Here is a 25,388-nt window from a genome sequence, read left to right as displayed (position 1 = left end):
GGACGATGCGTCGCGCGCTTGTCGGGAGGCTGTGCGTACTGGTCCGGTCGGCCCGTGGTTGTACCGGTATCACGGGGCGGTGTGTCCTGTTCACTCGCTGACGACAGATAGGACACTGGTTCGGTATCACTACATGTATATATGGTTGTTATCCGCATAAGTAGACTACCAAACTGCTTCGGGAACCGCGTCAGGAGTCCGCCGTCGAGAGCGAGGTTCGGAAGCACTGGTTACCAGTTTTCGAACACTTCTTCCAATAACTTTCGCTCACCAGCACGGAGGTGCTGATGAAACGTCGACGGGCAGATGTCCATCGACTCGGCCAGTTGCTCGCCGGAGACATCGCGCGGCCAGTCGAAGAAGCCGCCGAGAAACCCTTTCCGGAGCGCCGTTAGCTGGCGATTGGTCAACCGGTCCTCGACGTTTGCGATAAAGGCCTGCCGGGAGACGGGCGGTTCGTCCCGTTCCCGCACGGAGAGCAGTTCCGTCTCCGGATACCGGCCGCGGACCTGCTCGACCACGCTCCGGGTCTCCATCGAGGCCGGGAGCGCAACAGTGACCGTCGCCTGTCCCGGTTCAACGAGGATATCGCCCGTCTGGGCCCCGCGGTCGGCGACGACAGAGACGACCGGCGGGTCCGAGACGGTGAATTCGAACAGTGCCGAGGAGTCCGCCGTCGAGACGTGCGAGACGCCCGAGACCTGCGGGTGGTCGGCGGCGACGGCACAGACTGCCGAGGGGTCGTCCGTCTCGACGAGGAAGAACATCACCGTCTCCTCGCCGTCGGGGACGCTCCCGCCGTACTCCATCGAGCAGCCGAGTTCGCTCGCCACATCGATGTAGAACACGTCGGGGTCGGTGACCTTCAGTTCGAGCTCGGTGACGTTGTCAGCGGTCAGCAGCCGGCTGGTCTCGCGGGCGTCGATGGCCGCCGCAGTCGCCCGGCCGATAGTCCCCAGTACGGCCTGTTCACGGGGGTCGAACACGTCGTCGCTGTCGGCGTAGACGGTGAGGACGCCGTACAGTGACTCGCCGGAGACGAGCGGGACTGCCGCGACCGATGCCACGTCGGAGTCGGCGAGCCGGCTGTGTTGCTCGTCGATGTCACCGGTCACCACCTGCATCTCCTCGGTTCGAGCCGCCTCCGCGACCGGATCGTCTGCATCAAGCGGGATAGATAGCGTTGTCGGGTGGTCCGCGGAGAGCGCCGTCGACGACAGCGTCTCATCGCGCAGGTCCAGTTCGGAGACCCATGCGAACTGGTAGGAGTCGACTTCGGCCAGCCGGTCACAGACGGTCTGCTGGATGGCCTCGCGTGAATCGACGGTCAGTACATCACCCATCACTGCCTTCAACAGCCCGTCGACCCGGTCGACGAGCTGTTTGAGGTTCTGGCGTTCGGCTTTGAGCTCCTCGCTCCGTCGCTCGGCCGCCAGTTCGGCGAGCTTCCGCTGGGTGATATCGATGTGTGCAACGACTGCGCTCCCGGCCTCGTCGTCGGGTAACGGTGCGACCCGCATCAGAAACCACTGTTTCTCCTCCGGAGAGTGACACGGGTACTCCATCGTGAACAGGTCCTGCTCGCCGTCGATGACCGATTCGATGCCCCCGACTGCCTGTCCGGCGTATTCGTCAGCGTCGACATCAGTCGTCGTGAAGTAGTTTGTCCCCTCCATCTCCCCGTCCTCGTCGCCCGCGAACTTCCGCCAAGCGCGGTTCGTGAACAGGATCGTCCCCTCGTCGTCGAGGACAGCGATATTGATGGGTAGCGTGTCCAACGTCGAGTGAGCGAGTGTCTCTGGTGGCTTCATTCAGTGTCCCTGGCTGCGAATAGCCGATACCCTGTGTAATAGCGGCGGGTGAATAAACGTGTGGCCCGAAAACGGGGGACTGTTGCCTGTGCGAAAACCTCTAAACGCTGTCGCCCGCAACCCGTAGGTATGTTCGGGTCCCGGAGTTCCCGGGGGGAGTCAGTCACCTGCATCGCGTGTGGCGAGTCCATCCCACGGTCCGAGGCCCGCGAGTACGACAAACACGGCGACCGATGGGACCGCCGGAACAAGGAGTTCGAATACCTCTGTAAAACCTGTTTTGCCGAGCTGTGCCAACAACCACGGGACGGCCTCGAAACGACGCTCGACGCCGCTGGGGCCGGCGAGGCCGACCAAGAGACGTTCCTGAAACGGTTCCGAGAACTGTCCGAGGGCGACGCGCACAGGGAATGAGACGCGGGAGCCACGGTCCAGTCCCACCCCGACAGCCCTAACTACGCCCTGTTCGTACCGGGTGACATGACTACAGAGGACGCGCAGGCGGCCGCCGGGACCGCCGAGGGACAAGGTCCCGTTCAGATTGACGAGGAGATGGCCCGGCATCTGGAGAACAAACGCGAGGAACTGTTCGAGAAGTTCGGCATCCCCGACGAGTTCCCACCCGAGGTACTTGAAGAAGCCAGAGAGCGCACGCAGGACGTGCAGGCTGAAATTGAGGAGGAAGTCGACGAGCGGCGGGACCTCCGGGAGATGACGACCTGGACGACTGACCCCATCGACGCCCAGGACTTCGACGACGCCATCTCCATCGAGGAGCGCGAGGACGAGATCGTCCTCTGGGTCCACATCGCCGACGTGACCCACTACGTCAACCCCGACACGAAGATGTGGGAGCAGGCCGTTGAGCGCGGAAACACGGTCTACCTGCCGGCCTACACCGTCCATATGCTGCCGCCCGTCCTCGCCGAGACCGTCTGTTCACTGGTCCCCAACGAGGACCGCCTGGCCCACACCGTCGAGATGCACCTCGACAAGGAGAATCTCGGCTACGAGGAGATCAACATCTACAAGTCCGTCATCCGTAGCGACGCCCGGCTGACTTACACCGAGGCCGAGCGCCTGCTGGACGAGCCAGAGACCGCAGAGGACGTGCTAGAAGACCAGAGCGTCGACCTCGCGGAGAAGACCGAGCGCGTCTGGGAACTGGCTGACGCGATGCACGAACAACGCAAGGAGGAGGGGTCACTCGTGCTCAACCCCGCGCGTGACCGTGCCCACACCATCATCGAGGAGTGCATGCTGAAGGCGAACAAGGCCGTCACGCACGAGCTGATGTGGGACCGCGGAGTCGAGGCGATGTATCGGGTCCACCCACAGCCCAGTCCCGACGAGTGGGACGAGGCGCTGGTCGAGATTCAGGAACTCGACGGCGTCTCCATCCCCGGCGACGCCTGGGACGACCCGCGGAAGGCCGTCAACGCCACGCTCGAACAGGCACCCGGCCGCCAGCTCGATAAAATCCAGTGGGCCGTGATGAAGGTGATGCCCCGTGCGAAGTACATGAACGACCCCTTCGGCGGCCACCACGCCCTGAACTTCGAGATTTACGGGCACTTCACCTCGCCGATTCGGCGGCTCTCTGACCTCATCAACCACTGGATCGTCTACACGAACGACGTGCCCGAGGACCTCGTCGCGCTGTGTGATCGGGCCAGCGACCGCCAGAAGGATGCCGAGCAGTGCGAACGGGAGTACAAGAACTTCCTGCAGGAGGTCGGTCTGGACCCGTCTGCGGTCAACAACCGCGGCATTGAGGTGGTAGAGAATCCCGATGACGATGACGAAGACGAGGACGCTGAGGCCGATTCCGCCGACGCAGCCGTCGAAGAGTAACCTCGGCAAACTGGCGTTTGGATGCGGCACTCGACAACAGCAAGACCTTTTCCCAGTCGAAACGGCAGTGTCAGTATGTGCCCTCCAGCACCCGCAATCGTCACCGAGGGGTTGACGAAGCGCTACAGTGGGGTCTCAGCGATAGCGGACCTCGACCTGACGGTCCCACGCGGGAGCGTCTTCGGCTTTCTCGGCCCCAACGGCGCAGGAAAGACCTCGACGATTCGCATCCTGACGACGCTGACGACCCCGACAAGCGGCACCGCGCGAGTCGCGGGCGAGTCGGTCGCCGACCGCGCCGCGGTGGTCGAACACATCGGCTTCCTGCCGGAAGAGCCGCCGCTGTACGACGAACTTACCGGGCGCGAGCAGTTGGAGTACGTCGCCGGCCTGCGCGGGCACGAGGACTGGGGCCGCGTGGAATCGTTGCTCGACCGGTTCGACCTCGACGAGGATGCCGACCGGCGCGTCGAGACGTACTCGAAGGGGATGAAACAGAAACTCGGGCTGGTCCAGGCGCTGTTACACGACCCCGACGTGCTCTTTCTGGACGAACCGACCTCAGGACTGGACCCGCGAGCGGCCCGGACAGTGCGTGACACCATCAGCGAGGTTGCGGCCGCAGAGACGACGGTCTTTCTCTCGACGCACATCCTTCCTGTCGTCGAGGAGTTGGCCGATACCGTCGGTGTCCTGTACGACGGGGACCTCGTCGCGGAGGGCACACCGGCCGAACTGACCGAGGGCGTCGAGACGGGCAGCACGCTCGAAGACGTGTTCCTCGACGTGACCAGCGAGCAGCCGGACGCACGATGAGACGGCCAAACGGACGGCGAACGCGCCTGATAGCCCGGACGGAACTGCGGCGCACTTGGCGCAAGCTCATGGGCACGACACGCGGGACGCTGCTGCTGCTGGGCAGCGGGCTGGGCATCATCGTATACAGCCTCGCTATCGGCGCAGGGGCGTTCTTTTTCGGCGGCTTCATCGCTGACAGCGACCCCCAGACAGTCAGGCTTGCGACGACGGCGGGAATCGTCGGGCTGCTCGGGTTTGTTGGCTTCTTCACGCTTCAGCACACGGTGAAGTCGGCCGGCGAGCCGGACGCCGCCGACGGACTGCTGACGACGGTTCCCTACGAGGACGCGGCGGCCGGGCTGCTCGCTGCCGAGGCCGGGCGAGTGTTGTTCGTGCTCACCATCCCGATTCTGGCGCTGGTAAGCGGACTCGTAGTCGGTGCTGCCGGGGTACTCGTCGCTGCCGTGGCCCTCGTCGGGTCGGTGGCGATTGCCCTGCTCGGGACGGTCCTCGGCTTCGGTCTGGGGTTGGTGACGAAACTGGTGGCGAACCGCTCGGCCTTCGTTGCGAGTCACCGCGCAAGCGTCGGAGCCGCCGTCTCGCTCGTACTCCCGCTTGGCTGGGTCGCGATGACGGCCGTTCCGACGATACAGCTTCGCGTGCTCCAGCTGGCGACGCAGTCGCCCCTCTCGTGGCCCGCCGACGTGGTCCTGCTCGTGCTGGGAAATGGCGGCAATCCGGTCGCGGCCGCCGTCGCCACGGTGGGACTCCTCGCAGCGTTCCCGGTCAGCGCAGTCGCGTGTCTGTGGCTAGCTGCGCAGACCTGGTATGCCGACCCGGTCCAGCCCGACCACGAGTTCGACGCCGACAAACGAACACTCTCTGACCGTCTGCTGGCGGGACGGGTCCCAACCGCGACCCGGGTCGTCGCACAGAAATCATGGCTCCGGGCCAAGCGAGCTCCCGTCACCGTCCAGTTCGCGGTCATGCCGTTTTTCTTCCTCGTGTATCACCTCCAGATCGTTATTCTGGAGCGGGTGGTGCCGCCGACGCTCCCGCTCACCGCCGGTCTCGCCAGCGCGGCGGCGTTCGGTGCCGCGTTCTCGCTCAATCCGCTCGGTGGCGAGGAGGGCGTGCTGCCGCTGACGCTGACTGCCAACGTCTCCGGCCGGGCGTTCGTCACCGGGCTCGTCCTCGCGGGCGCGCTCCCCGGCGTCGTTGTCACGACGCTACTGGTCGCCGGCCTCGGCGTCGCGGCCGGGACACCGCCGGTTACGCTCGCTGCCGGACTCACGGTCACACTCGTCGCGACCCTCGTCGCACCGGCTATCGCTGTCGGGGCCGGCGTCGTGTTCCCGAAGTTCGAGTCCTCGTCAGTGCAGGGTCACGAAGTTGTGGTCCCCAGCGGCTGGGCGTTCGGGCTGTACTTCCTCATCTTCGGTGTGGCCGTCGCGCCGGGGAGCCTGACATACCTGCTTGCCGTCCGTGACCTGTTCTCGCTCCCGGTCGACACAACGTGGCTCCTCGGCGGCGGGCTGGTGGCGACCGTCGGGATCGCCGTCGCTGGCGCTGTCGCCGGCTTCCTGTACGCCGCCAACCGCGTCGCGACCTACCGACTCGATTAGCAGACAGGCTTCGGGTCCAGCCCCATCGCCTCCAGCGTTTTCGCGTAGTCGTCGTACGCCGCATCGATGGCTTCGGTCGCGGCCGCCGCTGCCGTCTCGCGGTCGGATTCCGAGAGGTGTTTGAGTGCGGTTTCACCGTGGTCGAGTGCCGATGCCTCCCGTCGAATCTCGCGGAACGTGTCGGCCCGTCCTTCGTCCGCCTCGTTGATGAAGAAGCTCACCACCTGCAGGTAGAACCGGTCGGCGACCAGTGGCGCGGCAATGAGACCGGCCCCGACGCGCTGTGCAGTCCCGCTAACGGTTTCGAGATGGTCGATAAATCCATCCGGATTACCGGCATCTACGTCGATTCGGTTCGCCCGCTCGGCCGCGGCCTCGGCAGCTCCCTCGAACTGCGTCGCTGCGTTACTGTCTGTCTCAGCAGCCCACCGACTGAGTATGTCTGCAAGCCCTGACTCGCGGGTCGCGGCTGCTGTGAGCACCGCTTCCGTCTCCAGTGTCGCATCTGTTGCTGCAATAAGCACCTTGTCCGAGCCCAGTCTGTCTCGCTCTGTCTCGGTCTGGTCACGGACAGCGTCGATGGTGGCTTCGGCGTCCATACGTCCGCTGGGCGCGGCAGTGGCTTGAAATCCCCGCCCGATTTATCCACCGGGGAGCGCTACAGTCGGTATGGCCGATGGCTACCCTGACCCACCGACGGACCCGCCGTCACTATCCGCAGCAGCGTTGCAGTCGAAACTCGACACCGGCGAATCGGTCCGGTTGCTCGACGTTCGCGACCGCAACGAGTACGAGCAGTGGCGGATTCGCGGCGAATCGGTGACGACGACACAGCTCCCATTTACGAAGTTCCTCCAGGCAAAGGTGACCGGCGAGGTGGACGACGTTGTCGCCGATGTCGCCGGCACCGGCCCGATAACGGTCGTCTGTGGCCGCGGCGAGGCCAGCGCCTTCGTCGCCGGCTTGCTGACTGAACACGGCTTCGAGGCACAGAACCTCAGCGACGGCATGGAGGGGTGGGCGCGGCTCTACGAGGCCCGCGAGGTTCCCTGCGACGCCACGACCGTCCTCCAGTACCGCCGTCGGTCGTCTGGCTGTCTCGGCTACATGATCGTCAGCGACGGTTCGGCCGCCGTCGTCGACCCGCTACGAGCGTTTACCGACCGGTACGTCACCGATGCCGCCGACCGCGACGCCTCGCTCACGTACGCTATCGATACGCACGTCCACGCCGACCACGTCAGCGGCGTTCGCCGCCTCGCCGCCGAGACCGACGCCGAAGCGATGCTTTCCGAACGGGCAGTCGCCCGCGGCGTCGACGACGTAACCGAACTCGCCGACGGCGAAACGCTACGGGTTGGGTCGGCCACACTGGAAGCCCACCCGCTGCCCGGCCACACCACCGGTATGACCGGCTTCACCATCGGCGATGTGCTTCTGGCCGGCGACAGCGTCTTTCTCGACAGCGTTGCTCGCCCAGATCTGGAAGCCGGGGCCGACGGCGCTCGCGATCTCGCGCAGGACCTCCACCGCACGCTGACCGACCGACTGGCTGCACTCCCCGACGAGACACTCGTCGCCCCGGGCCACTACAGCGAGTCGACCACGCCGGCGACCGATGGCACGTTCACCGCGACCCTTGCCACTCTTCGCGACCGACTTCCAGCATTCGAGATGGACCGCGATGCCTTCGTCGAGTACGTCTGTGACGACATGCCGCCGCGGCCCGCCAACTTCGAGCAGATTATCGCCATCAATCTCGGAACAGAGGCGGCCGACGACGACACGGCATTCGAGCTTGAACTCGGCCCGAATAACTGCGCGGCCGCGCCGTCGGACGCGGTGTGACACCGCTACGAGACAGCAGCTACAACGGGAGCCGCTTGCGAATCTGGTCGAGAATCGACTCGTCTTCGTCCGGCAGCGATTCCCCCACCACGCCCTCGCCTGGTAGAATGACGGTCCGCTCCCCGTTGTCCTCAACCTCAATGAGGCCGTCTGCCTTGAGAGCGGCGAGCGCGTCCTCAATCCGGTCGATATTCTCTTCCGTCCGCGACCGGAGCTCGAAGACGGTCATCCCCTCGTCGCGGCGGTCAGCGAGCGCATCGAGCACCGCAACCTCCGTGTCGTCCCGGTCGCGATACTCCGGCTTCGCTCTCATATCTCCCTCTAGAACCGGCTGGGTCTAATCTTTGTCCCTCGGAGTTATGACATGCCCACCTTGCGCGACGAATTGTACAACAACGGTGTCGACGGCAGGGTTTGCCGTTTCGCTCGTCCGTTCCTCTTCGATTCTGTAACCCGCCCTTTTGGTCTATCAGCGATAGAGAATAGGGTTGACTGACTCTTGAGCGGCCCGGTCGTCACCAGAAAACGCTCTGTGGCTCATAATCCTGAGGTAGCCGGTTCTCTACTTCCACTTGTCATGGTAGCCCGGCCCTTCCTCGGCGGTCGAGCCATACTTCCCCAGTAGGACTCGCATCGACCAGCTGCCGGTCGAATAGTTCCACGCCCAAGTGTATTTCACGTAATACGTCTCGAACACCTCACCGTCCTCCGTAACAAACGTTATATTGAATCTATCGGGGATGTACGTGTGGTCCCGCTCCGGCAAGTGGTTATCGTTGTTATTGTAATCCTCTACGATAGCAGTATACTTGAAGAGTGGATCTCTCCGGTCCTTAACGGTTTTAGTGCGGTTCGTAGTATCCCGCATTTCAACCGTCAGATGATACGTATCGTTCTCCGGGAACGCTCTTGTTCCTTTAAGATACTCGCTTCTATTACTTAGCCGATACAAATCTCGGATATTCTCATCGAACTCCGCAAACTTCTCTGCCTTGGTCAGCTCGTCGCTGTCAGTCTCAGTGACTACTGGTTCGGGCGTTGGCGTTTCAGTGGCCTCGGGCGTAGCTTCGGGCGTTGCCGTTGTGGTAGGCGTGGCCTCTGGCGTCGATGTCCGTTCAGTTGGTCCACTCCCTCCCGCGAAGCCCGAACATCCGGCGGACATAATCAGGAGGGCGATAGCAACAGTGCTAAAGAGAGTCTTAGTCTTCATCATGGTTCTTGAGTTTCGTTGTTGGGGTCTGTATCCTTGGTTTCTTCTTTAACAGGCAGAAGCGTCGGGGCTTCAGTTGTGGTCGGCGTTGTACTGACACCCGGCCCACTACCGTCCGCTCCTGCCGATGGTGAATCAAGCACACTTCCACCGCCAGAGGCGAAAAGCGCAATTCCACCGATAAGGGCGGCGAAGGCGATCACATAGACGAACGCGGCAAGACCACTCGTGACCCCGCCGCCGGACTGGATACCGGGCAACCATGAGGAGTCGTCTGCATACCCACGGGCGTTCGTCCACATGATAACCGGAGCAACGACTGGAAGCAGGAGTGTCCCTGCAACTGTCGCAAACAGGTAGGCGAATACCTTTCCGGTCTTGCGCTTGCGGTTCATCCTATTAGGAAGTTAGCCGCTATCTGTTATAAACTCCGAGTTCAAAAATCAAATCAGAAACCGTTACCACCAGCTCCAGCCGCCGCCACCGCCGTCGTCATCGTCGTCATCACTACTGCTGTCATCATCGTCATCATCACCCCCGCCGCCGAACCAACCGCCGCCATCGTCGTCGTCATCGTCGTCATCACTACTGCTGTCGTCGCTACTGTCATCGTCGTCACCACCGATCAGGCCGCCGAGGAAGCCGCCATCGTCGTCGTCATTGTCGTCATCGCTACTGCTGTCGTCGCTACTGTCATCGTCGTCGCCATTGTCGTCATCGCTACTGCTGTCGTCGCTACTGTCATCGTCGTCGCTACTACTATCACTGGAACTACTGTCATCATCGTCGTCATTATCGTCCCAGTGATAACCCCCACCATCTTCATCATCGCTGGTATCATCGTCCGGGTCCATCAGGTTGTTTGGAACGCTGGAGCCGGGGCGGGTATTCCCGTCACTATTAGAGTTGCTGTCAGTACTATCCACGCTATCGTAACTGTCGTTGTCGTCGTCGCCGCCGATATCGGTCTGGTCATCCTGGGATTCTTCGTACTCCTCAATTGCCTCATCGATAGTTGCTTGGGTGAACGTGTCGCCTCTCCCGTCTATGGACATGCGGTTCATGTCTTCCGGTTCGATAATCTGCGTGAGCTCGCCGTTAACGTGTGTCCACAGCCCTGGTTTGCCATCCACATCGACATGCGTATCGCCGATTTCCATAGCGGCACTCGTACAACCCTTGTGCGAACCGTCGACGTAGTAGTTGGAGCTACCGGCGGGGCAGCTCCTGCCACCGGTACCGGACGAGCCAGCGACCTGAATCGTCCGGTTAGCGACGCCACGCCGTCCGGCAGCATCGTAAGCGATTGCACGGACAGATACAGGACCGGATTCGTTGAACGTGTGCGTGATAGTCGAGGTCCCGTTTATACCGGTGAGTTGCGTCTGGTTCCGCGGGGTGCCGTTGACGACCCAGGCAAGCGTTCGGAGGTCGGCATCGCCAGCAGTCACATTGGCAGTCAGATTCCGTCGGGAGTCAGTGGGGAGCGCTGTCGGGGCCGACACCGAGACGGATGGCCCACCGGCGGCCACCACGTCGACGTGGAGGGTATCCGAGCGCGACGCCCCGTCGTCATCAGTGACGGTGACAGTGACGTTGTACTGGCCGGTTTCGGCCGGTGAAAACGTCGTCTGGACACAGGTCGGGCAGTCGGGGGTGCGTGTCGTCCCGTCCGGCGCTTCGATGGTCCACTCGAAGGCTTCAACTGTGCCATCGGGGTCGCGCGAGCCGTTGGCGTCCAACTGGACCGTTGTCGCCCGCTCGACGGACTGATCCAGCCCGGCGTCAGCAAGCGGTGGCTGGTTCTCGGCCGCTATCGCTGTGCCACCGAGAAGTGCTGAGAGGGCAAGGACCGACACCACGAGTGTCGTCATCCGCTGCATTGGCGTAACGTAGCCTCGCCCCCAGTTATAAAATTTCACAAGCTATGCTGAAATTAATACAGAAGCGCTGCGAAACAGGTGCTGTTCTGTCACGAATCGTCGAGCCAACGGGCAGGGTTTAAGTACGCCACGGTGGGAAGTTCTGGCAATGGGTCTCAAATGTTCCGTCCTCGGGCACAAGTACGGTGAGACCACCGTCGAGCGCGAGCGCGAAGAGCAGGGTAGCGAAGTCGTCATCACCATCCAGGAACGGGAGACCTGTGAGCGGTGTGGAAATACGCGGATCGTCTCGGAGAACAAGGAGGTCACAGCTATCGAGACGCCGTCGGACATCGCCAGCGACCTCGTCGACGACGAGGCCGAATCCGAGTCCGAAACGGCGGCGACAGCGTCGACGCCGGAAGACGAACCGTCTGCTGGCACAGCCGAGCCCACTGACGAGGGCACGGAGGAGTCAGACGGCTGGGACAGCGTCGACGACCCGGTCGGAGCAGCGGAGGACGGTGGAATCGGCGACGACAGTGTCGACGACGGAGAGCCGGTCGATCCGTCGGCTGACGACGCCGAGATTATCGACGACGGCGACGAGAGCGAAGAAGAAAGCGGCGACGTGGAACTGGACGAGCCGACGACGACGGTCGATGTGCCCGACGCCGAAAGCGAGGAGCCGGTGACAGAAGACGAAACCGACCCGGAGAAAGACGACGGGCTCATTCTCGGTGAGGAAGAGGAATCAGAGTCGGCCGGCAACGACCGCCAGCCCGGCGAGTGGCCCGATGAACCGGGCGACGACGGGGACGACTGGTCGCCGGAGACGATGCCGGTCGATACCGGAACGGACGATGAGTCCGGCGTCGAGCCGACCAGCGACAGCGCCGTGACGGTGCCGGAAGGCGAGTTCGCCTGTCCGGAATGTGGATTCACCACCGAGGTAGAATCGACGTCGTTGCGCGCCGGAGACTTCTGTCCGGAGTGTCACAAGGGGTCACTTATCACTCGTGACGAGGAGTGAACGCAAAGGGTAAGACAGCCCCTCGCAAAAACTCGCCCATGCGAGAGTACAAGATGCGACGGGGCGAGCATCTCGAAGACCGCGTCCCTGACATGGAAGCGTTCGTCGAGGAGTACTTCGGCGAGATAACGGATACGGAAGACTACGAGGGCAACGATCTGCTGGTCGTCGACGACCCCGACAACCCCGTGTTCGACCGGGTCGTCGCGGGCCGCGTCGAGTACGGCTCCAAGAAAGACAAGCTTGCGCTCCACATCGACGAGCGACCGGCAGAGGACGTCATTGCCGAGGGCAACGTCGACGCGGCCGAGGACGCCGTCGCCATCAAGAACGACTTCCTGGAGGAAGCGACCGACCGCGACGCGAAGGCGCGACGCGACTCACTGAAACGCTCGGTCGAGGACGACGCCGACGCGCCGGACAACGTCTAACGACGGCTATCGGACGCGCACAGTCCGTAAACGCCGGCAGGCTGGTACTGCGCCATCGTGTTCAGCACGGTCTGCGTAGCCGTTCGGAAATTCTTCGAGTCCGTCGTCGAGCACCGCGAGTATCATTCGGCGTCAGACGGGCGTCACATCTAAATACGGTTATGGCATACATTCACATACGCCTCGCCCGGAGGCGCTCACAAGTATCCGGGGAACGAGATACCCCTCGTGTTGCCACGGACGCGGATTCCGGGGCAGCCTGTCATAGTTTGTCCGCCTGCCGGAGCGGACCCAATCCGGCATTCGCGGCCAGGTCAGATTTCGAGCCCGCAGCCCTGTTTTATTAACGTAGCGTCGGCACAGAGTTTGCTCCCGGGAGACGGCGTAGCGCTACTCCGCGAGTCCGTAGCCGCGTTTGAACAGCACGTAGTCGACCGACAGCACAACCACGGTCGTCCCGGTCAGGACGGCCAGCGACGTGTTCGGGTCGATTTCAGTGACGCCGATCATGCCGTATCGAACGCCGTTAACCATGTACACCATAGGATTGAGCAGCGAGACGTTCCGCCAGAACGCCGGCAGGACTTCCAGCGAGTAGAACACCGCGCCGAAAAACACCAGCGGCCGGAGGATGAACTGGTTCATCACCGTGAGGTAGTCGAAGTCACTCGCCCAGAGGCCGCCGATGACGCCGAGCCCGCCAAACAGTGTGGTAATTACCAGCAGGAACGAGACGAGATACACGGGGTTGGCGACGGGAACCGAGGTGAATATCAGCCCCACACCGACGATAAGCAGCGACGTGACGATGCCCCGGAGTGCGCTTGCAGAGACGTAGGCGGCCACCATACTCCGGTTCGACATCGGCGAGGTGAGGACGGCCTGGATGTAGTCGTTCCAGCGCCCGTGGAAGATGGTGAAGGAGGCGTTCTCGAAGCTGTCCGAGATAGCTCCGAGCACGACCAGTCCGGGCAGGACAAACTGGAGGTAGCTCACGCCCGCAATTTCACCAATCCGGCTCCCCAGAATCACGCCGAACACGGAGAAATACAGCGCGTTCGTGATAATCGGCGGGAGGAAGGTGTTGTACGGACGGCGGACGAACCGGAGGATTTCCCGCCGGACGAGCGTCAGGAACTGCGTCGCGTTTGGGTTCATGCGGACACCTCCGCGTACTCTCGGTCGTCGCGGGTCATGTCCACGAACACCTCTTCGAGCGACGCGCGGCGGATATCCAGCGACGTGACGGTGTGGCCCTGCGCTTCGAGTTCGCGCATGATGGCCGGTGCGGTCTGGCTGCCGCCCATCGCGGTGACGGCCAGTCCCTCGTCGGTCAGTTCGATATCGGTGATGCCCTCCACGTCGAGCCGCGGGGCCGTCCGCGGCATCTCGGCGAGGTCGAGAACGATAGTATCCGTCCCGCGGGCCATCAGGTCGTCGGGGGTTGCCACTTCGACCTTCTGGCCGTCGTCCATGATCGCGACCCGGTCACAGAGGCGTTCGGCCTCCTCGATGTAGTGTGTGGTCAGCAGAATCGTCGTGCCGGCGTCGTTCATCCGGTTGATGATGTCCCAGAGGTCGTGGCGGAGCTGGACGTCGACCCCCGCCGTCGGCTCGTCGAGAATGAGCAGGTCGGGGTCAGAGACGAGCGCACGCGCGAGGACGAATCGCCGTTTCATTCCGCCGGAGAGCCAGTCGAAGCGCGTGTCCCGCTTGTCCCAGATGCCAACCGTCTTCAGCGCGTCCTCGGCGCGCTCCCGGGCCGCTTTGCGGCCGATACCGTGGTAGCCGGCCTTGTGTTCGAGTACCTCGATGATGGGGAAGAAGCGGTCGACGTTGAACTCCTGTGGCGCGACGCCGATGCGGTCACGAGCCTCCCGGTAGTCGTCTTCGACATCGAAGCCGAACACTTCGGCCGTCCCGCGGTCCTTGTGGACGAGGCCGACCAGTGTGTTGATGAATGTCGTCTTGCCAGCTCCGTTTGGCCCGAGCAGCCCGAAGAACTCGCCCTGTTCGACGGTCAACTCCAGGTCGTCAAGCGCTTGGACGTCGCCGTAACGCTTCGCTAACCCACTGGCGCGTATCGCCGGTTCAGTCATTGCCGCCCTTAGCGCGGCGACACCGAAAAACGCATTGAAGCCCCCGAAAACCGGCAGTTAGAGTGAGACAAGCTACCAAGAGTGACCAGACGGCGAGGTGCCACAGACCGGGGTGTGGAGAGCCTACCGACCGAGCCGTTCTCGGGAGATACCGACGCCGGCCGGCGTGATGATGAGCTGGTCGTCGTCCTTCTGGACGATATCGCCGCCGACCTCGTTGGCGACCTGCTTCAGTTCATCGCTGATGTGTTCCATCGTGCGGTCCTGCGTGGAGTGGCGCGTGATGTCCGCGACGACCACGTCACCGTCGTAGACGGCGTCTTTGATGTCGATGACGTCCTGCTTGTCGCTGATGCGGGCGATGCGGACCTGGCGTTCGAGTTCCGTCCCGGTCATCTCGAATTCGTTCGCGTCCAGTTCGACGTAATCCTCGGTGTTCCGAGAGGATCCAGATTCCCCGAGGATCTTGCTCATCAGTCCCATGTCACTCACCGCGTGCGCTACCCGTTTCAACTTTTCGTCCATCGAACGTATCGCCACAGCACACCCTGATCGGCCGTGGTGGCGACCGAGAACGGCGTGGCTGCACAAAACGTTATTTAGATGACGGAACGAACACCGACACTGATGCGCCTGCCCGCCATCAGGTCGACGCCCAGTACCGTTGCGGCCGTCGGTGGTGTCCTCTATGCCATCGGCGTGCTGTCGTGGCTGTTCACGAACGGCGTCCACTTCTCGTCACACCGCACGACGGCCCTCGCGTTCGGGGCCGGCTATGCCGCGGTCGGGATGTTCCTCACCGGTGCCGTCCCACTGTATCTCTGTAGTCGCTTCTCGCTCGTCACGCCGGTGCTTGTGACGCTCTGGCTGCTTGGCGACACAGTGTACGAGTGGCTGTACGGGACACATCTCCACCCGCTGTCGTCGTATCTCACCGTCTGGCCATTGCTGCTCGGCGTTGCCGTGGGCGCTGGCGTGGTCGAAGCGCTCCTCAGAATCACGGTAGACCGTGGCTTCGACCGGTTCGGGCTCCGACCGCTGGTGTGACTGGAGCGAGTATAGAACTGCGCTACACCGAGAACTCGAACAGGTCGTCGCCGACGTGGTGGAGTGATTTGACGACTTTCCCGCTGTCACCGACCATGTCGTCGCCGCCGGTCTGTGCGCGGCCGACGGCGAGGAACTTCCCGTGGGACTCCTCGTTGATCACAATCAGGTCGCCCTCGCTGATGTCGTCGTCGGCCTCGGTGATGCCCGGCCGCATGATGTCCGCGCCATCCGAGACAAAGGAGACGGCCCCGGCGTCGACGGTGACGATGTGTTTCTCCGGCGGGTGCTGGTTGGCTCCCTGTACTGTGAGGAACGGCTCACCATCGAGGTAGAGCACGAGCGGGTCGCCATCGACGAGGACGACGTCCCAGTCGCTGTCGTCGAACTCGACCTTTTCGAAGCTGTCCGCGTCGAGTTCGACACCGAGGTTGTCCGCCAGCGCCGTCGTGATGGTGTCGACCTCGTCCGAACGGAGGTGGTGTCGCGACTTGACTTCCATACCCGCGTCTCGTCGGCGACAGAGGGTAAGCGTAACGAAGCGTGCGAGGTGGCGGACGCAGGTTTTTGTCCGCGCGGGCCAACGTCTGGGTATGCGAGTCGTCACGCTCCTGCCCTCGGCGACAGAGATCGTTTACGCGCTCGGCGTCGAGCCGGTCGGTGTTTCACACGAGTGCGACCATCCGCCAGCGGCCCGCGAGAAGCCGTCAGTCAATCGCTCGCGCGTCGACCCGACGGCATCGAGCGGCGAGATTAACGAGCAAGTCGCGGCTGCCGAGGAGAGCGGCGGCGTCTACGCCATCGACCACGGGACACTCGCGGAACTAGACCCCGACCTCATCGTCACCCAGGGCGTCTGTGACGTCTGCGCCGTCGACCACGTCATCGTCGCCGAGGCCGTCGAGGAACTGGGACTGGACGCCGATGTACTGACGCTCGATGTCCACAGCCTCGACGACCTCTTCGAGTCCATCCACCGGGTCGGCGCGGCGGTCGGGCGCGACGAGCGCGCCGCCGAACTCGTTGCGGACCTCCGGGACCGCGTCGCAGCAGTGGAGACGACGGCGGCGCGGGCCGAGGCGACGCCCCGCGTAGCGGTTCTTGACTGGCTCGACCCGGTGATGGTCGCCGGGCACTGGGTCCCGGAAATGGTCCGGACAGCCGGCGGAGCCTACGGGATGGAAGAGCCGGGCGCACACTCCCGGCCGCGCGAGTGGGGGGAGGTCCGCGAGTACGACCCCGAGGTGCTGGTGGCCGCGCCGTGTGGCTTCGACGTGGCACAGACGCGCGAGAACCTCGCCGACCTGACCGACCGAGACGGTTTCGAAGACCTGACTGCGGTTCGGGACGGTCGAGCGTACGTGATGGACGGCCACCACTACGTGAACCGGTCGGGACCGCGGCTCGTGGACACGCTCGAGTTTCTGGCGGCGCTGTGTCACCCCGACCTGTTCGAGACACCGCCAAACGACACCGTCGTCAAGCTCGGAACGGTCCGGGCCTAGGCGGCGGCCGCGGCCAGGCCGATGTAGGTGTTGCCGAGGACGACGGCCGCGCCGGCGGCGACGATAGACAGGAGCCAGGCCCGCCACAGCGGGACCTGCTCGACCACGTCACGACACTCAAGCAGGATGATACCGACGTAGAGAACGACCGCCATCTTCAGTGCAATCACGAGCAAGGGTTCGTGGATAAGAAGGGTCCGTATCCAGGGGTTCGCTTCCAGTCCCGGCCCGGCAAACTGCGCGGCGAACAGCGTCGACAGCGCGTCGCCAAAGCCCCAGACGAGCACCAGCGAGAACACCAGTTCGACGTAGCCGGGCTTCTGGAGGCGAACTGAGAGGGGATGGAAGGCGGTATTAGGGCGGGTCATGCGAGGCGATACCATTAGTCGGGGCTGTTGGTGCATAAAGCTCGCTTCCACAGTATCAGCCGTGAAAATTGAGCGTCCCGCTCAGTCCTCGGCGAGCGAACAGCGCCCCTCGTAGCTGGCGTCGGCGACACTTGCGATGGCGGGGTCGTCACCACACACCGGGCAGTCGGGGTTGGCAGCGACGGGGATTTCTTCGAAGGACATCTCTGCGGCGTCGTAGGCGATGAGCCGTCCCTCCAGCGTCTCGCCGTAGTCCATGGCGAGCTTGACGACTTCTGTCGCTTGCATGCAGCCGATGGTGCCCGGCAACACGCCGAGAACGCCCGCAGTCGCGCAATCGGGGACGGTCCCCTCCGGCGGCGCTTCGGGGAACAGACAGCGGTAACACGGGCTGTCACCAGAGAACGTCGTTACTTGCCCTTCGAACTGGAAGATAGCGCCGTGGGAGAACGGCGTGCCCGAGAGGGTGCAGGCGTCGTTGACGAGGAACCGCGTGGCGAAGTTGTCAGAGGCGTCGACGACGATGTCGTAGTCGGCCACCAGATCGGTCGCGTTCTCTCGTGCCAGCCGGAGGTCGTGACGGTCAACGGTTACGTCGGGGTTGAGGCCGGTGACGAACTCGGCCGCGCTATCGACCTTTGGCCGGCCGACGTCGTCGTCGCCGTGGATAACCTGCCGCTGGAGGTTCGACCGTTCGACGGTGTCGTCGTCGACGATACCGAGTCGTCCGATGCCCGCGGCCGCGAGGTACTGGAGGACCGGTGCGCCGAGGCCGCCGGCCCCGACGACCAGTACATCGGTGTCGAGCAGCGCGGCCTGGCCCTCCGGCCCGACGTCGTTCATGATGATGTGCCGGGAATAGCGGTCAAGCTGTTCCGGGTCCAGATCCGGTCGCATAGTGGCAGTATGCCACCCGGACGAATAAGCGACTGGTTCGTCTCGAGGTGTTTCGAGCTGTAGGGTCGACAAAGCCAGACCGCTCAGTTGTTGCGCTGGAGATCCGCGACGAGGTCGTCTATCGCCTGATTGATGTCGCTGAGGAGGTCTGTTTGGTCGTCGGATTCCTCGGCGATATCGGCCGTGCTGTCGGCGATGTCCTCTGCTGCACTCGTGGACTGATCGATCATACTGGCCACTTCTTCGGTCGAAGCGGCCTGCTGGTCCGTGGCCGTGGCGACCTCTTCGATACCGTTGTTGACCTCACGGACGGTGTCGTCGATCTCTTCGAGGATTTCGGTCGATTCCTCGACCGTATCGATACCCTCGTCGATCTCGTCGTTGCTCTCTTCGAGGCTCTCGACGGCGTTCTCGGTATCGTCCTGAATGCCGTCGATCATCTGCTCGATGGTCGTCGCCTGCTCCTGTGACTCCTCGGCGAGGCTCTTGACCTCGTTTGCGACGACGGCGAACCCTTCGCCCGCCTCGCCGGCGCGAGCAGCCTCGATGGACGCGTTCAGTGCCAGCATGTTGGTCTGGTCGGCGATGTCGTTGATCACATCGACGATTTCGTCGATCTCCTGAACGCTCTGCTGTATCGTCTTGACGTCCTCGGCGACGCTGTCGGCCGCCTGCTGAATGTTCTCCATCGCCTCGTGGACATCGTCAGCGTTCCCCTGCCCGCGCTCGGCGAGTTCCTTCGCTTCGCGGGAGGCTGCGGAAACCTCTTCGGACGACGAGGCGATCTGCTCGACCGACGCGGAGAGGTTCGACACCTCGTTCGCGATGTCTGTCAGGCTCTCGTACTGCTCGGCAGCCTGTTCGCGGATGTCGGCAGTTTCCGCCGCGATTCCGACCGAGGAATCCTCCAGCTCGGACACCATCGTCTGTATCTCGCTCGCTGCGGTGTGGCTGTAGCCGGCCTCCGTATCGATATTCGCCGCAACGTCATCCCCGATGTCGGTGTCGATCTCGTTGTCGATCCCCGACCCTGTTCGGTTCGTTACATTTTCCGACGGTCTCTCGGCCATAGTAGTCGTCATAATGTATGGGCAATATAAAACGGATGGCCCGATAGTATCAGAGTCGATATCTGGAACGGAGGTCGTCGACCGCCGTGTCAGCAGTCGTATAGCTCGCGGTACTTCTCGTCGGCGTAGTCGAGGAAGTGTTCGGCGGTGAATGATTCACCCGTCGCTTCTTTGACGAGGTCGTCGGTTCGGTAGCGAGCACCGTGCTGGTGGACGTGTTCGGTGAGCCAGTCGTGGATCGGGCCGAACTCGCCGGCCCGGACGTGGTCGTCGAAGCCGTCGATGTCCTGGCGAGCGTGGTGGTCCAGTTGCGCGGCCAGTACCGACCCGAGCGTGTAGGTCGGGAAGTAGCCGAAGGCTCCGTTCGTCCAGTGGATGTCCTGCAGACAGCCCTCGGCGTCGGTGTCTGGCCGGATACCGAGATACTCCTCCATCTTGTCGTTCCAGACCGCCGGCACTTCCGACACGTCGAGGTCCCCGCGGATGAGGTCCCGCTCGATTTCGAAGCGAACGATAATGTGCATATGGTAGGTCAGTTCGTCCGCTTCGACCCGAATGAGATTGTCGTCGTACACCTCGTTGGACGCTTCGTAGAACTCCCGGGCGGTGGCGTCGGTCCCGAGATGGTCGTTAGCCGTCTCGGTGAAGAAGTCCCAGAACGGCTTCGACCGACCGACGTGGTTCTCCCAGAAACGGGACTGTGACTCGTGAACCGAGAGGTCGCGGTTGTCGCCAAGCGGCGTGCCGTACTCCGCCTGTGGCAGCCCGAGCGTGTACGTCGCGTGGCCGAACTCGTGAATGGTCGACCCGAGGGCGTCAAGCGGGTCCGCAGGGGTGAAGCGGGTGGTGACGCGGGCGTCGAACTGCGTCCCCATCGAGAACGGGTGCGGGGCGGTGTCCAGCCGGCCGCGGTCCCAGTCGTAGCCCAGCGCATCGAGCGCGTCCTCGACGAGAGCGTGCTGGGTGTCGTCGTCGTACGTGCCCTCGAACGGGTCGGCAAGCGTTACGTCGCTGTCGGCGATGGCATCGATGAGCGGCACGAGCGCATCACGGAGGTCGGTAAGCACTTCCTCAGCGGTGTCGATGCCGAGATACGGCTCGTACTCCTCGAACAGCACCTCGTAGGGGTCGCGGTCGGGGTCGATAGCCTCGGCGTACTCCCGACGGAGTTCGACCAGTTCTTCCAGCGTCTCGGCAAAGGCGTCGAAGTCGTCCTCGGCCTTGGCTTCTTTCCAGACCGGCAGGGCGTTCGAAGAGGCCTCGGAAATGCGTTCGACGAGGTCCGAGGGAACCTTGGTGGCTCGCTCGTGGTCCCGCCGGACCTCGCGAACGACGGCTTCCTGTTCGGGGTCGAGGTCGGCGTCGTCGAGTTCGTCCAGCCAGTCCGCCAGGTCGTCGTCGGTCAGTAGCTCGTGATGAAGCGTCGAGATGGCGGAGGTCTGTTTCGCCCGGGCCGGCGTGCCGGCGTCGGGCATCATCACCTGCTGGTCCCAGTTGAGGACGCCACCAGCGTCCCCGATGTAGTGGAGGCGGCGGACGTGATCCAGGAACTGCTCGTACGTGGACTCGCTGTCCTCGCTCGCTGTTGCCATACACCGCCGTACGGCTGGGACCCCTAAAGAACCGATGCCGCCGGGGACATTCACCTCGACGGCCACGCTTCGGCAACGCCCTCGTAGACTTCGCGGCACCGCTCCAGCACGGCAAGCGAGACGCTCTCATCGGCGGTGTGTGCCTCGCCGGGTTCGGCCGCGCCGACGACAACGCAGTCCGTGCCAGCCTGAGCGAGCCAGCCGGCGTCGGTCGCGTGGGGCTTGACGACCTGCTCCGGAGTGCTGTCCTGAGCCGCCGTCGCCGCGTCCAGCACCGCGTCGGCGAAGTCGGCGTCGCCACAGGCCATCGGCGGGAGGTCCTGGTCGACGCGCCAGGAGACCCCGTCGATGGCTTCGGCCCTGTCAAGCGGCGCGCGCTCGTCGGGGACCGTCCGCTCATCGACTGTCACCTCGCATCGCTCTGGGATGACGTTCCAGGCAGAGCCGCCGTCGATTTCCGTGACGGCGACGCTCCCGCTCAGTTCGTGACCGAGAACGGTGGTCTCGGGGAAATCGAGCTCCCGAACCACGTCGACGGCGTCGGTCGCGCGGTAGATGGCGTTCGCGCCAGCCCCGGGTTCGCTGGCGTGGGCCGCCGCGCCCTCAGCAATCAGCGTCGACCCGCGCCGGCCCTTGTGAGCGACGGCCACGTCCGTCGTTCCGGGCGCGGAGTAGCCGGTCGACCCCTCGCCGACGACGGCATACTCGGGCGCAAAGCCGTCCTCGATGGCGGCCTGACAGCCGACCCCGCCCTGTTCCTCGCCGACGAAGGATGCGAAGACGAGTTCACCGGCAGGGTCGGCGTCCCGGAAGGCGAGCATCGCTGCAGCGACACACCCTTTCATGTCCGCCGTCCCGCGGCCGTAGAGGCGGCCGTCGCGTTCCTCGACGACGTACTCGCCGTCGGCGTCGAGTTGCGACCCGTCCGGCGGGACCACGTCGTGGTGACCGACGAGAGCGAGTGACTCCTCGCCCTCGCCTTTGCGAGCGATGACGTTCCCGTGGTCGTCGCGGGTGACTCGCGCGTCGGTGTGGTCCCGGAGCCACGCTGTGATGTGCTCTCCGGCAGCCGCTTCGGCGTCGTGGCTGGGGATCGCAACGAGGTCGCGAGTCAATGACGGCAGCGTGTCCATATCTGTGAGTCGGGAGCCGACAGAGCAAAAAATCCGCGGCGGGGAACACCCGCTTCGACTGTCCGGCGCAGGCAGGCCCCAGCCCGAACGGGGAGCGACAGCCCGGTCCTAAAGCTGTGTCTGGCCTGAGACTGGTGGCGGTAGCAGTTTTCCGGGGACAGCACCGTCTGTCGAACCGAACACCTGTCCGTCTTGAGTGGTAACATTCTGGTAATGCTGGGCTACGCCGCGATGAACCGGACGCTCCGAGAGCATGACCCGCCACGCCGGTGCAATCGCGATATGCAGAAGAAGACATGGGAATCTGACGGCATCGAGTACGCGGCCACGCTCGCCGAGCAGAACTTCGAGGACCTGCGCGAGATTCTGACGTGGAACCTCGAACACGGCATCGGCTTCTATCGCTGTAGCTCCAAACTCGTCCCGTGGAACTCACAGTTCGATATCACTGCCCTGCCGAACTACGAGCGGGTTCGGTCACTGGCACAAGAGTGTGGCGAGCTCGTTCAGGACGCCGGGATGCGCCTGACCTTTCACCCCAGCCACTGGTGTAAGCTGGCGAGTGAATCCGACGATACCGTCGCCCGCTCCGTCGAATCAGTCGAACATCACAGCCGTTGGCTCGACATGATGGGGCTCCCCCGGTCCCCACGATACGCAATCAACGTTCACATCGGGGCGCATTACGGTGACAAGGCGGCGACAGCCGACCGGTTCTGTGACGTCGTCAGCGACCTCGCGCCGCGTGCTCGCGACCGGCTGACTGTCGAAAATGACGATGCCGAATCGCTGTGGAGCGTACAGGAACTCGTCACAGACATCGCCAGTCGAATCGATATCCCTGTGACGTTCGACTACCACCATCACAGCTTCACCGACCGCGGGCTCACGTACCGTGAGGGGTTCGACCTAGCACGAGACACGTGGGCCGGGGTCCGGCCAATCACGCATTACTCCGAGCCGGCACGCCTCCGCCGCGACAGCGATGCGAGCCCACAGGCACACGCTGACCACGTTGCCGCTGTCCCGGGCTGGCTCACTGACCAATCGGACGTTATGATTGAATCCCACGGCAAGGAACGGTCGTTGTTTCGCCTGCGAGCAGCTGACGGTACTCATGCGTCAGGCCCGGCGTGAGTGGTATGCTACCCGACAACACACCAATTCTGTCGCTACACCGTCGGGGCGGAGCAAGAGTATGCTGTCGCTGCCCGAGTACTGAAGCCGAAGACTCCACACCCTTATCAACGGCAGTCTCCAACGGCCAGATATGGAAATCGTACCGGACACGAGCGTGGTCATCGACGGCCGCGTGTCCGACCAAGTGAAGGCTGATGCCGACCCTGACACGGACGTCGACGGTATGGGCTTTGCCGGCGCGACGGTCGTCGTTCCCGAGGCCGTCGTCGGCGAACTCGAAGCACAGGCGAACGACGGCCGCGAGACGGGCTGGGAGGGCCTCGAAGAGCTTCAGACGCTCGTCAACCTGGCCGAACAGGGCACTATCGACGTGGAGTACGTCGGGCGGCGACCCGACGCTATCGAGAAGCGCGAGGCCGGCGAGGGCCAGATCGACGCGCTCATCCGGGACATCGCCGGTGACCGCGACGCGACACTCGTGACCAGCGACGACGTACAGGCCGAAGTAGCCCGTGCGAAAGGGCTCGCAGTGGAGTTCGTCGAGCCAGTCAAGCGGACAGTCGACCGCCTCCAGATAGAGAATTTCTTCGACGAGGGGACGATGAGCGTCCACCTCAAGGTCGGCGTCCAGCCCTACGCCAAGAAGGGTTCTATCGGCGACATGCAGTACACACCGATCCGCGACGACCCCGCGACCGAGAGCGAGCTCCGGGAGTATGCCGCCGACATCGAGGAGAGCGCCCGCGCCTCACCCGATGGGTTCCTCGAACTCGACGAGCCCGGGATGACGATTACCCAGTTCCGGGACTTCCGGATAGCCATCGCGCGGCCGCCCTTCTCTGACGCACTGGAAATCACGGCCGTCCGGCCCATCGTCAAGACCGAACTGGACGACTACGAGTACGCCGACCAGCTCCGTGACCGCTTCACCGAACACCAGCGCGGCGTCCTCATCTCCGGTTCGCCCGGGGCGGGGAAGTCCACCTTCGCTCAGGCCGTCGGCGAGTTCCTCGTCGACGCCGACTACGCGGTCAAGACGATGGAGAAGCCGCGGGACCTCCAGGTCGGCCCGAACATCACGCAGTACACCGAACTCGGCGGTTCGATGGAGAAGACCGCCGACTCGCTGCTGATGGTCCGGCCGGACTACACCATCTACGACGAGGTGCGCAAGACCGACGACTTCGAAGTGTTCGCTGACATGCGACTGGCCGGCGTCGGGATGGTCGGGGTCGTCCACGCGACCCGCGCCATCGACGCACTCCAGCGACTCATCGGCCGCGTCGAACTCGGTCTCATCCCCCAGATCGTCGACACCGTCGTCTACATCGAGGCCGGCGAAGTCGACACGGTCTACGACGTGACGACCGAAGTCAAGGTTCCGCAGGGACTCATGGAGGAAGACCTCGCGCGACCGGTCATCATGGTCAAAGACTTCGAGACCGGGCGGCCGGAGTTCGAGATCTACACGTTCAACAATCAAGTCGTCACGGTACCGCTCGGCGACGACGAGGACGGGGAAGATTCGGGCGTCGACCGCCTCGCCAAGCAGGAGGTCGAGCGCGAGATCCGCTCCATCGCTCGGGGCCACGTCGAGGTCGAACTCCGCGGACCCAACACCGCCGTCGTCTGGGTCGAGGACGACGACATCTCGCAGGTCATCGGGAAGGGCGGCGGCCGCATCTCCGACGTGGAGAACCGCCTCGGCATCGACATCGACGTGCGGACCTTCGAGGAGCGACCCGCCGGCCCGTCGGGCGGCCCTCAGACCGAGTCCGGCGGTAAACAGGGCGAAATCGTCCAGCCGGAGGTCACCTCACGGCACGTCATCGTGCCGCTCGACGGTCACGCCGGTGATACGGTCGAACTGCAGGCTGACGGCGAGTACCTCTTTACCGCGACCGTCTCCCGTGGCGGCGAGATTCAGGTTTCGCGCGGGTCGGGCATTGCCGAGGAACTGGAGCGGGCCATCGACCGCGGCAGCACCATTACCGTCGTGCCGTCGTAGGGTTCGACGGCAGGATCAGCTCACGCTTACCGCCCGATGAGTCGGGCATAACCGTCG

The 25,388-nt window shown here is 63.7% G+C and carries 26 protein-coding genes; 11 read left to right on the top strand and 15 right to left on the bottom strand.

Annotation, left to right across the window (positions count from 1 at the left end):
• Nucleotides 1-230 precede the first annotated feature (230 nt).
• A complete protein-coding gene (locus C437_RS00645; RefSeq protein ID WP_004514947.1) occupies nucleotides 231-1,811 on the bottom strand; it encodes a bacterio-opsin activator domain-containing protein in 1,581 nt (526 codons plus the stop codon).
• Nucleotides 1,812-1,940: 129 nt separating this feature from the next.
• On the opposite strand from C437_RS00645, the gene C437_RS00640 reads away from it, so the two are divergent.
• The 4 genes from C437_RS00640 (at nucleotide 1,941) to C437_RS00625 (ending at nucleotide 6,088) form a co-directional block, all read left to right on the top strand.
• Nucleotides 1,941-2,225 (top strand): DUF7562 family protein, encoded by a 285-nt coding sequence (locus C437_RS00640; RefSeq protein WP_004514946.1) that lies wholly within the window; start codon nucleotides 1,941-1,943, stop codon nucleotides 2,223-2,225.
• 66 nt (nucleotides 2,226-2,291) lie between these two features.
• Nucleotides 2,292-3,665 carry an RNB domain-containing ribonuclease gene (locus C437_RS00635; RefSeq protein WP_004514945.1) on the top strand — a complete coding sequence of 458 codons (1,374 nt, stop codon included), beginning with the start codon at nucleotides 2,292-2,294 and terminating at the stop codon, nucleotides 3,663-3,665.
• Nucleotides 3,666-3,740: 75 nt separating this feature from the next.
• Nucleotides 3,741-4,481, top strand: coding sequence for an ABC transporter ATP-binding protein (locus C437_RS00630; RefSeq protein ID WP_004514944.1), 741 nt, complete (start codon nucleotides 3,741-3,743; stop codon nucleotides 4,479-4,481).
• Nucleotides 4,478-6,088 carry a hypothetical protein gene (locus C437_RS00625; protein WP_170832128.1) on the top strand — a complete coding sequence of 537 codons (1,611 nt, stop codon included), beginning with the start codon at nucleotides 4,478-4,480 and terminating at the stop codon, nucleotides 6,086-6,088. Before C437_RS00630 ends, C437_RS00625 begins: the two co-directional genes overlap by 4 nt.
• On the opposite strand, the gene C437_RS00620 is transcribed toward C437_RS00625, so the two are convergent.
• Nucleotides 6,085-6,687 carry a hypothetical protein gene (locus C437_RS00620; RefSeq protein WP_004514942.1) on the bottom strand — a complete coding sequence of 201 codons (603 nt, stop codon included), beginning with the start codon at nucleotides 6,685-6,687 and terminating at the stop codon, nucleotides 6,085-6,087. The two genes, C437_RS00625 and C437_RS00620, sit on opposite strands and share 4 nt — an antisense overlap.
• A gap of 70 nt (nucleotides 6,688-6,757) precedes the next feature.
• Here C437_RS00620 and C437_RS00615 point away from each other — a divergent pair, with 70 nt between their 5' ends.
• On the top strand, nucleotides 6,758-7,936 hold the full coding sequence (locus C437_RS00615; RefSeq protein ID WP_004514941.1) for an MBL fold metallo-hydrolase: 1,179 nt from the start codon (nucleotides 6,758-6,760) through the stop codon (nucleotides 7,934-7,936).
• Between the two features lie 19 nt (nucleotides 7,937-7,955).
• On the opposite strand, the gene C437_RS00610 is transcribed toward C437_RS00615, so the two are convergent.
• The 4 genes from C437_RS00610 to C437_RS00595 all read right to left on the bottom strand — a co-directional run bounded on the left by C437_RS00610 (nucleotide 7,956) and on the right by C437_RS00595 (nucleotide 11,029).
• Nucleotides 7,956-8,249 (bottom strand): DUF6432 family protein, encoded by a 294-nt coding sequence (locus C437_RS00610; RefSeq protein ID WP_004514940.1) that lies wholly within the window; start codon nucleotides 8,247-8,249, stop codon nucleotides 7,956-7,958.
• A 249-nt stretch (nucleotides 8,250-8,498) separates the two neighbouring features.
• On the bottom strand, nucleotides 8,499-9,149 hold the full coding sequence (locus tag C437_RS00605; protein ID WP_004514939.1) for a hypothetical protein: 651 nt from the start codon (nucleotides 9,147-9,149) through the stop codon (nucleotides 8,499-8,501).
• Complete coding sequence (locus C437_RS00600) at nucleotides 9,146-9,541, bottom strand: hypothetical protein (RefSeq protein WP_004514938.1); 396 nt, start codon at nucleotides 9,539-9,541, stop codon at nucleotides 9,146-9,148. The genes C437_RS00605 and C437_RS00600 overlap by 4 nt, the downstream gene beginning before the upstream one ends.
• A gap of 63 nt (nucleotides 9,542-9,604) precedes the next feature.
• A complete protein-coding gene (locus C437_RS00595; RefSeq protein ID WP_004514937.1) occupies nucleotides 9,605-11,029 on the bottom strand; it encodes a PKD domain-containing protein in 1,425 nt (474 codons plus the stop codon).
• A gap of 148 nt (nucleotides 11,030-11,177) precedes the next feature.
• Here C437_RS00595 and C437_RS00590 point away from each other — a divergent pair, with 148 nt between their 5' ends.
• Nucleotides 11,178-12,041 (top strand): DUF7093 family protein, encoded by an 864-nt coding sequence (locus C437_RS00590; protein ID WP_004514936.1) that lies wholly within the window; start codon nucleotides 11,178-11,180, stop codon nucleotides 12,039-12,041.
• A gap of 38 nt (nucleotides 12,042-12,079) precedes the next feature.
• Nucleotides 12,080-12,472 carry a DUF5611 family protein gene (locus tag C437_RS00585; RefSeq protein ID WP_004514935.1) on the top strand — a complete coding sequence of 131 codons (393 nt, stop codon included), beginning with the start codon at nucleotides 12,080-12,082 and terminating at the stop codon, nucleotides 12,470-12,472.
• A gap of 390 nt (nucleotides 12,473-12,862) precedes the next feature.
• On the opposite strand, the gene C437_RS00580 is transcribed toward C437_RS00585, so the two are convergent.
• From C437_RS00580 to C437_RS00570, 3 genes are all read right to left on the bottom strand, one after another.
• Nucleotides 12,863-13,630, bottom strand: a complete 768-nt coding sequence (locus C437_RS00580) for an ABC transporter permease (RefSeq protein ID WP_004514934.1) — start codon at nucleotides 13,628-13,630, stop codon at nucleotides 12,863-12,865.
• Complete coding sequence (locus tag C437_RS00575) at nucleotides 13,627-14,571, bottom strand: ABC transporter ATP-binding protein (RefSeq protein WP_004514933.1); 945 nt, start codon at nucleotides 14,569-14,571, stop codon at nucleotides 13,627-13,629. Before C437_RS00575 ends, C437_RS00580 begins: the two co-directional genes overlap by 4 nt.
• A gap of 123 nt (nucleotides 14,572-14,694) precedes the next feature.
• Nucleotides 14,695-15,054: a cell division protein SepF gene (locus C437_RS00570; protein ID WP_004514932.1), complete on the bottom strand. Its 360-nt coding sequence runs from the start codon at nucleotides 15,052-15,054 to the stop codon at nucleotides 14,695-14,697.
• A gap of 144 nt (nucleotides 15,055-15,198) precedes the next feature.
• On the opposite strand from C437_RS00570, the gene C437_RS00565 reads away from it, so the two are divergent.
• Nucleotides 15,199-15,618 (top strand): hypothetical protein, encoded by a 420-nt coding sequence (locus tag C437_RS00565; RefSeq protein WP_049919558.1) that lies wholly within the window; start codon nucleotides 15,199-15,201, stop codon nucleotides 15,616-15,618.
• 22 nt (nucleotides 15,619-15,640) lie between these two features.
• On the opposite strand, the gene C437_RS00560 is transcribed toward C437_RS00565, so the two are convergent.
• Complete coding sequence (locus C437_RS00560) at nucleotides 15,641-16,120, bottom strand: RNA-binding protein (RefSeq protein WP_004514930.1); 480 nt, start codon at nucleotides 16,118-16,120, stop codon at nucleotides 15,641-15,643.
• A gap of 91 nt (nucleotides 16,121-16,211) precedes the next feature.
• Here C437_RS00560 and C437_RS00555 point away from each other — a divergent pair, with 91 nt between their 5' ends.
• On the top strand, nucleotides 16,212-17,123 hold the full coding sequence (locus tag C437_RS00555; protein WP_004514929.1) for a cobalamin-binding protein: 912 nt from the start codon (nucleotides 16,212-16,214) through the stop codon (nucleotides 17,121-17,123).
• Here the strand turns inward: C437_RS00555 and C437_RS00550 are convergent.
• From C437_RS00550 to C437_RS00530, 5 genes are all read right to left on the bottom strand, one after another.
• The gene (locus C437_RS00550; RefSeq protein WP_004514928.1) at nucleotides 17,120-17,491 is read right to left on the bottom strand and encodes a DUF5658 family protein; all 372 of its coding nucleotides are present in this window, start codon (nucleotides 17,489-17,491) and stop codon (nucleotides 17,120-17,122) included. The genes C437_RS00555 and C437_RS00550 overlap by 4 nt on opposite strands.
• 81 nt (nucleotides 17,492-17,572) lie before the next feature.
• On the bottom strand, nucleotides 17,573-18,388 hold the full coding sequence (ubaA, locus tag C437_RS00545) for an SAMP-activating enzyme E1 (RefSeq protein ID WP_004514927.1): 816 nt from the start codon (nucleotides 18,386-18,388) through the stop codon (nucleotides 17,573-17,575).
• Nucleotides 18,389-18,471: 83 nt separating this feature from the next.
• On the bottom strand, nucleotides 18,472-19,458 hold the full coding sequence (locus tag C437_RS00540) for a methyl-accepting chemotaxis protein (RefSeq protein ID WP_004514926.1): 987 nt from the start codon (nucleotides 19,456-19,458) through the stop codon (nucleotides 18,472-18,474).
• A gap of 89 nt (nucleotides 19,459-19,547) precedes the next feature.
• On the bottom strand, nucleotides 19,548-21,050 hold the full coding sequence (locus C437_RS00535) for a carboxypeptidase M32 (protein ID WP_004514925.1): 1,503 nt from the start codon (nucleotides 21,048-21,050) through the stop codon (nucleotides 19,548-19,550).
• A 50-nt stretch (nucleotides 21,051-21,100) separates the two neighbouring features.
• On the bottom strand, nucleotides 21,101-22,183 hold the full coding sequence (locus C437_RS00530; RefSeq protein WP_004514924.1) for a M20 family metallopeptidase: 1,083 nt from the start codon (nucleotides 22,181-22,183) through the stop codon (nucleotides 21,101-21,103).
• A 213-nt stretch (nucleotides 22,184-22,396) separates the two neighbouring features.
• Here C437_RS00530 and uvsE point away from each other — a divergent pair, with 213 nt between their 5' ends.
• Nucleotides 22,397-23,320 carry a UV DNA damage repair endonuclease UvsE gene (uvsE, locus tag C437_RS00525; protein ID WP_004514923.1) on the top strand — a complete coding sequence of 308 codons (924 nt, stop codon included), beginning with the start codon at nucleotides 22,397-22,399 and terminating at the stop codon, nucleotides 23,318-23,320.
• A 133-nt stretch (nucleotides 23,321-23,453) separates the two neighbouring features.
• Entirely contained in the window at nucleotides 23,454-25,331 is a 1,878-nt protein-coding gene (locus C437_RS00520) for a PINc/VapC family ATPase (protein WP_004514922.1), read from the top strand.
• The last annotated feature ends 57 nt before the right edge of the window (nucleotides 25,332-25,388 follow it).

It is taken from the genome of Haloarcula vallismortis ATCC 29715, from assembly GCF_000337775.1.
In the GTDB taxonomy this organism is placed as follows: Archaea; Halobacteriota; Halobacteria; order Halobacteriales; family Haloarculaceae; genus Haloarcula; species Haloarcula vallismortis.
Note: the sequence above shows the minus strand (reverse complement) of the source record. Positions and strands in the feature narration are given on the sequence as shown.

Excerpts from the sequence above, each read along its gene's own strand:
- C437_RS00645 (WP_004514947.1), bottom strand. The coding sequence starts at position 1,811 with ATGAAGCCACCAGAGACACTCGCTCACTCGACGTTGGACACGCTACCC.
- C437_RS00640 (WP_004514946.1), top strand. The coding sequence starts at position 1,941 with ATGTTCGGGTCCCGGAGTTCCCGGGGGGAGTCAGTCACCTGCATCGCG.
- C437_RS00635 (WP_004514945.1), top strand. The coding sequence starts at position 2,292 with ATGACTACAGAGGACGCGCAGGCGGCCGCCGGGACCGCCGAGGGACAA.
- C437_RS00630 (WP_004514944.1), top strand. The coding sequence starts at position 3,741 with ATGTGCCCTCCAGCACCCGCAATCGTCACCGAGGGGTTGACGAAGCGC.
- C437_RS00625 (WP_170832128.1), top strand. The coding sequence starts at position 4,478 with ATGAGACGGCCAAACGGACGGCGAACGCGCCTGATAGCCCGGACGGAA.
- C437_RS00620 (WP_004514942.1), bottom strand. The coding sequence starts at position 6,687 with ATGGACGCCGAAGCCACCATCGACGCTGTCCGTGACCAGACCGAGACA.
- C437_RS00615 (WP_004514941.1), top strand. The coding sequence starts at position 6,758 with ATGGCCGATGGCTACCCTGACCCACCGACGGACCCGCCGTCACTATCC.
- C437_RS00610 (WP_004514940.1), bottom strand. The coding sequence starts at position 8,249 with ATGAGAGCGAAGCCGGAGTATCGCGACCGGGACGACACGGAGGTTGCG.
- C437_RS00605 (WP_004514939.1), bottom strand. The coding sequence starts at position 9,149 with ATGATGAAGACTAAGACTCTCTTTAGCACTGTTGCTATCGCCCTCCTG.
- C437_RS00600 (WP_004514938.1), bottom strand. The coding sequence starts at position 9,541 with ATGAACCGCAAGCGCAAGACCGGAAAGGTATTCGCCTACCTGTTTGCG.
- C437_RS00595 (WP_004514937.1), bottom strand. The coding sequence starts at position 11,029 with ATGCAGCGGATGACGACACTCGTGGTGTCGGTCCTTGCCCTCTCAGCA.
- C437_RS00590 (WP_004514936.1), top strand. The coding sequence starts at position 11,178 with ATGGGTCTCAAATGTTCCGTCCTCGGGCACAAGTACGGTGAGACCACC.
- C437_RS00585 (WP_004514935.1), top strand. The coding sequence starts at position 12,080 with ATGCGAGAGTACAAGATGCGACGGGGCGAGCATCTCGAAGACCGCGTC.
- C437_RS00580 (WP_004514934.1), bottom strand. The coding sequence starts at position 13,630 with ATGAACCCAAACGCGACGCAGTTCCTGACGCTCGTCCGGCGGGAAATC.
- C437_RS00575 (WP_004514933.1), bottom strand. The coding sequence starts at position 14,571 with ATGACTGAACCGGCGATACGCGCCAGTGGGTTAGCGAAGCGTTACGGC.
- C437_RS00570 (WP_004514932.1), bottom strand. The coding sequence starts at position 15,054 with ATGGGACTGATGAGCAAGATCCTCGGGGAATCTGGATCCTCTCGGAAC.
- C437_RS00565 (WP_049919558.1), top strand. The coding sequence starts at position 15,199 with ATGCGCCTGCCCGCCATCAGGTCGACGCCCAGTACCGTTGCGGCCGTC.
- C437_RS00560 (WP_004514930.1), bottom strand. The coding sequence starts at position 16,120 with ATGGAAGTCAAGTCGCGACACCACCTCCGTTCGGACGAGGTCGACACC.
- C437_RS00555 (WP_004514929.1), top strand. The coding sequence starts at position 16,212 with ATGCGAGTCGTCACGCTCCTGCCCTCGGCGACAGAGATCGTTTACGCG.
- C437_RS00550 (WP_004514928.1), bottom strand. The coding sequence starts at position 17,491 with ATGACCCGCCCTAATACCGCCTTCCATCCCCTCTCAGTTCGCCTCCAG.
- ubaA (WP_004514927.1), bottom strand. The coding sequence starts at position 18,388 with ATGCGACCGGATCTGGACCCGGAACAGCTTGACCGCTATTCCCGGCAC.
- C437_RS00540 (WP_004514926.1), bottom strand. The coding sequence starts at position 19,458 with ATGGCCGAGAGACCGTCGGAAAATGTAACGAACCGAACAGGGTCGGGG.
- C437_RS00535 (WP_004514925.1), bottom strand. The coding sequence starts at position 21,050 with ATGGCAACAGCGAGCGAGGACAGCGAGTCCACGTACGAGCAGTTCCTG.
- C437_RS00530 (WP_004514924.1), bottom strand. The coding sequence starts at position 22,183 with ATGGACACGCTGCCGTCATTGACTCGCGACCTCGTTGCGATCCCCAGC.
- uvsE (WP_004514923.1), top strand. The coding sequence starts at position 22,397 with ATGCTGGGCTACGCCGCGATGAACCGGACGCTCCGAGAGCATGACCCG.
- C437_RS00520 (WP_004514922.1), top strand. The coding sequence starts at position 23,454 with ATGGAAATCGTACCGGACACGAGCGTGGTCATCGACGGCCGCGTGTCC.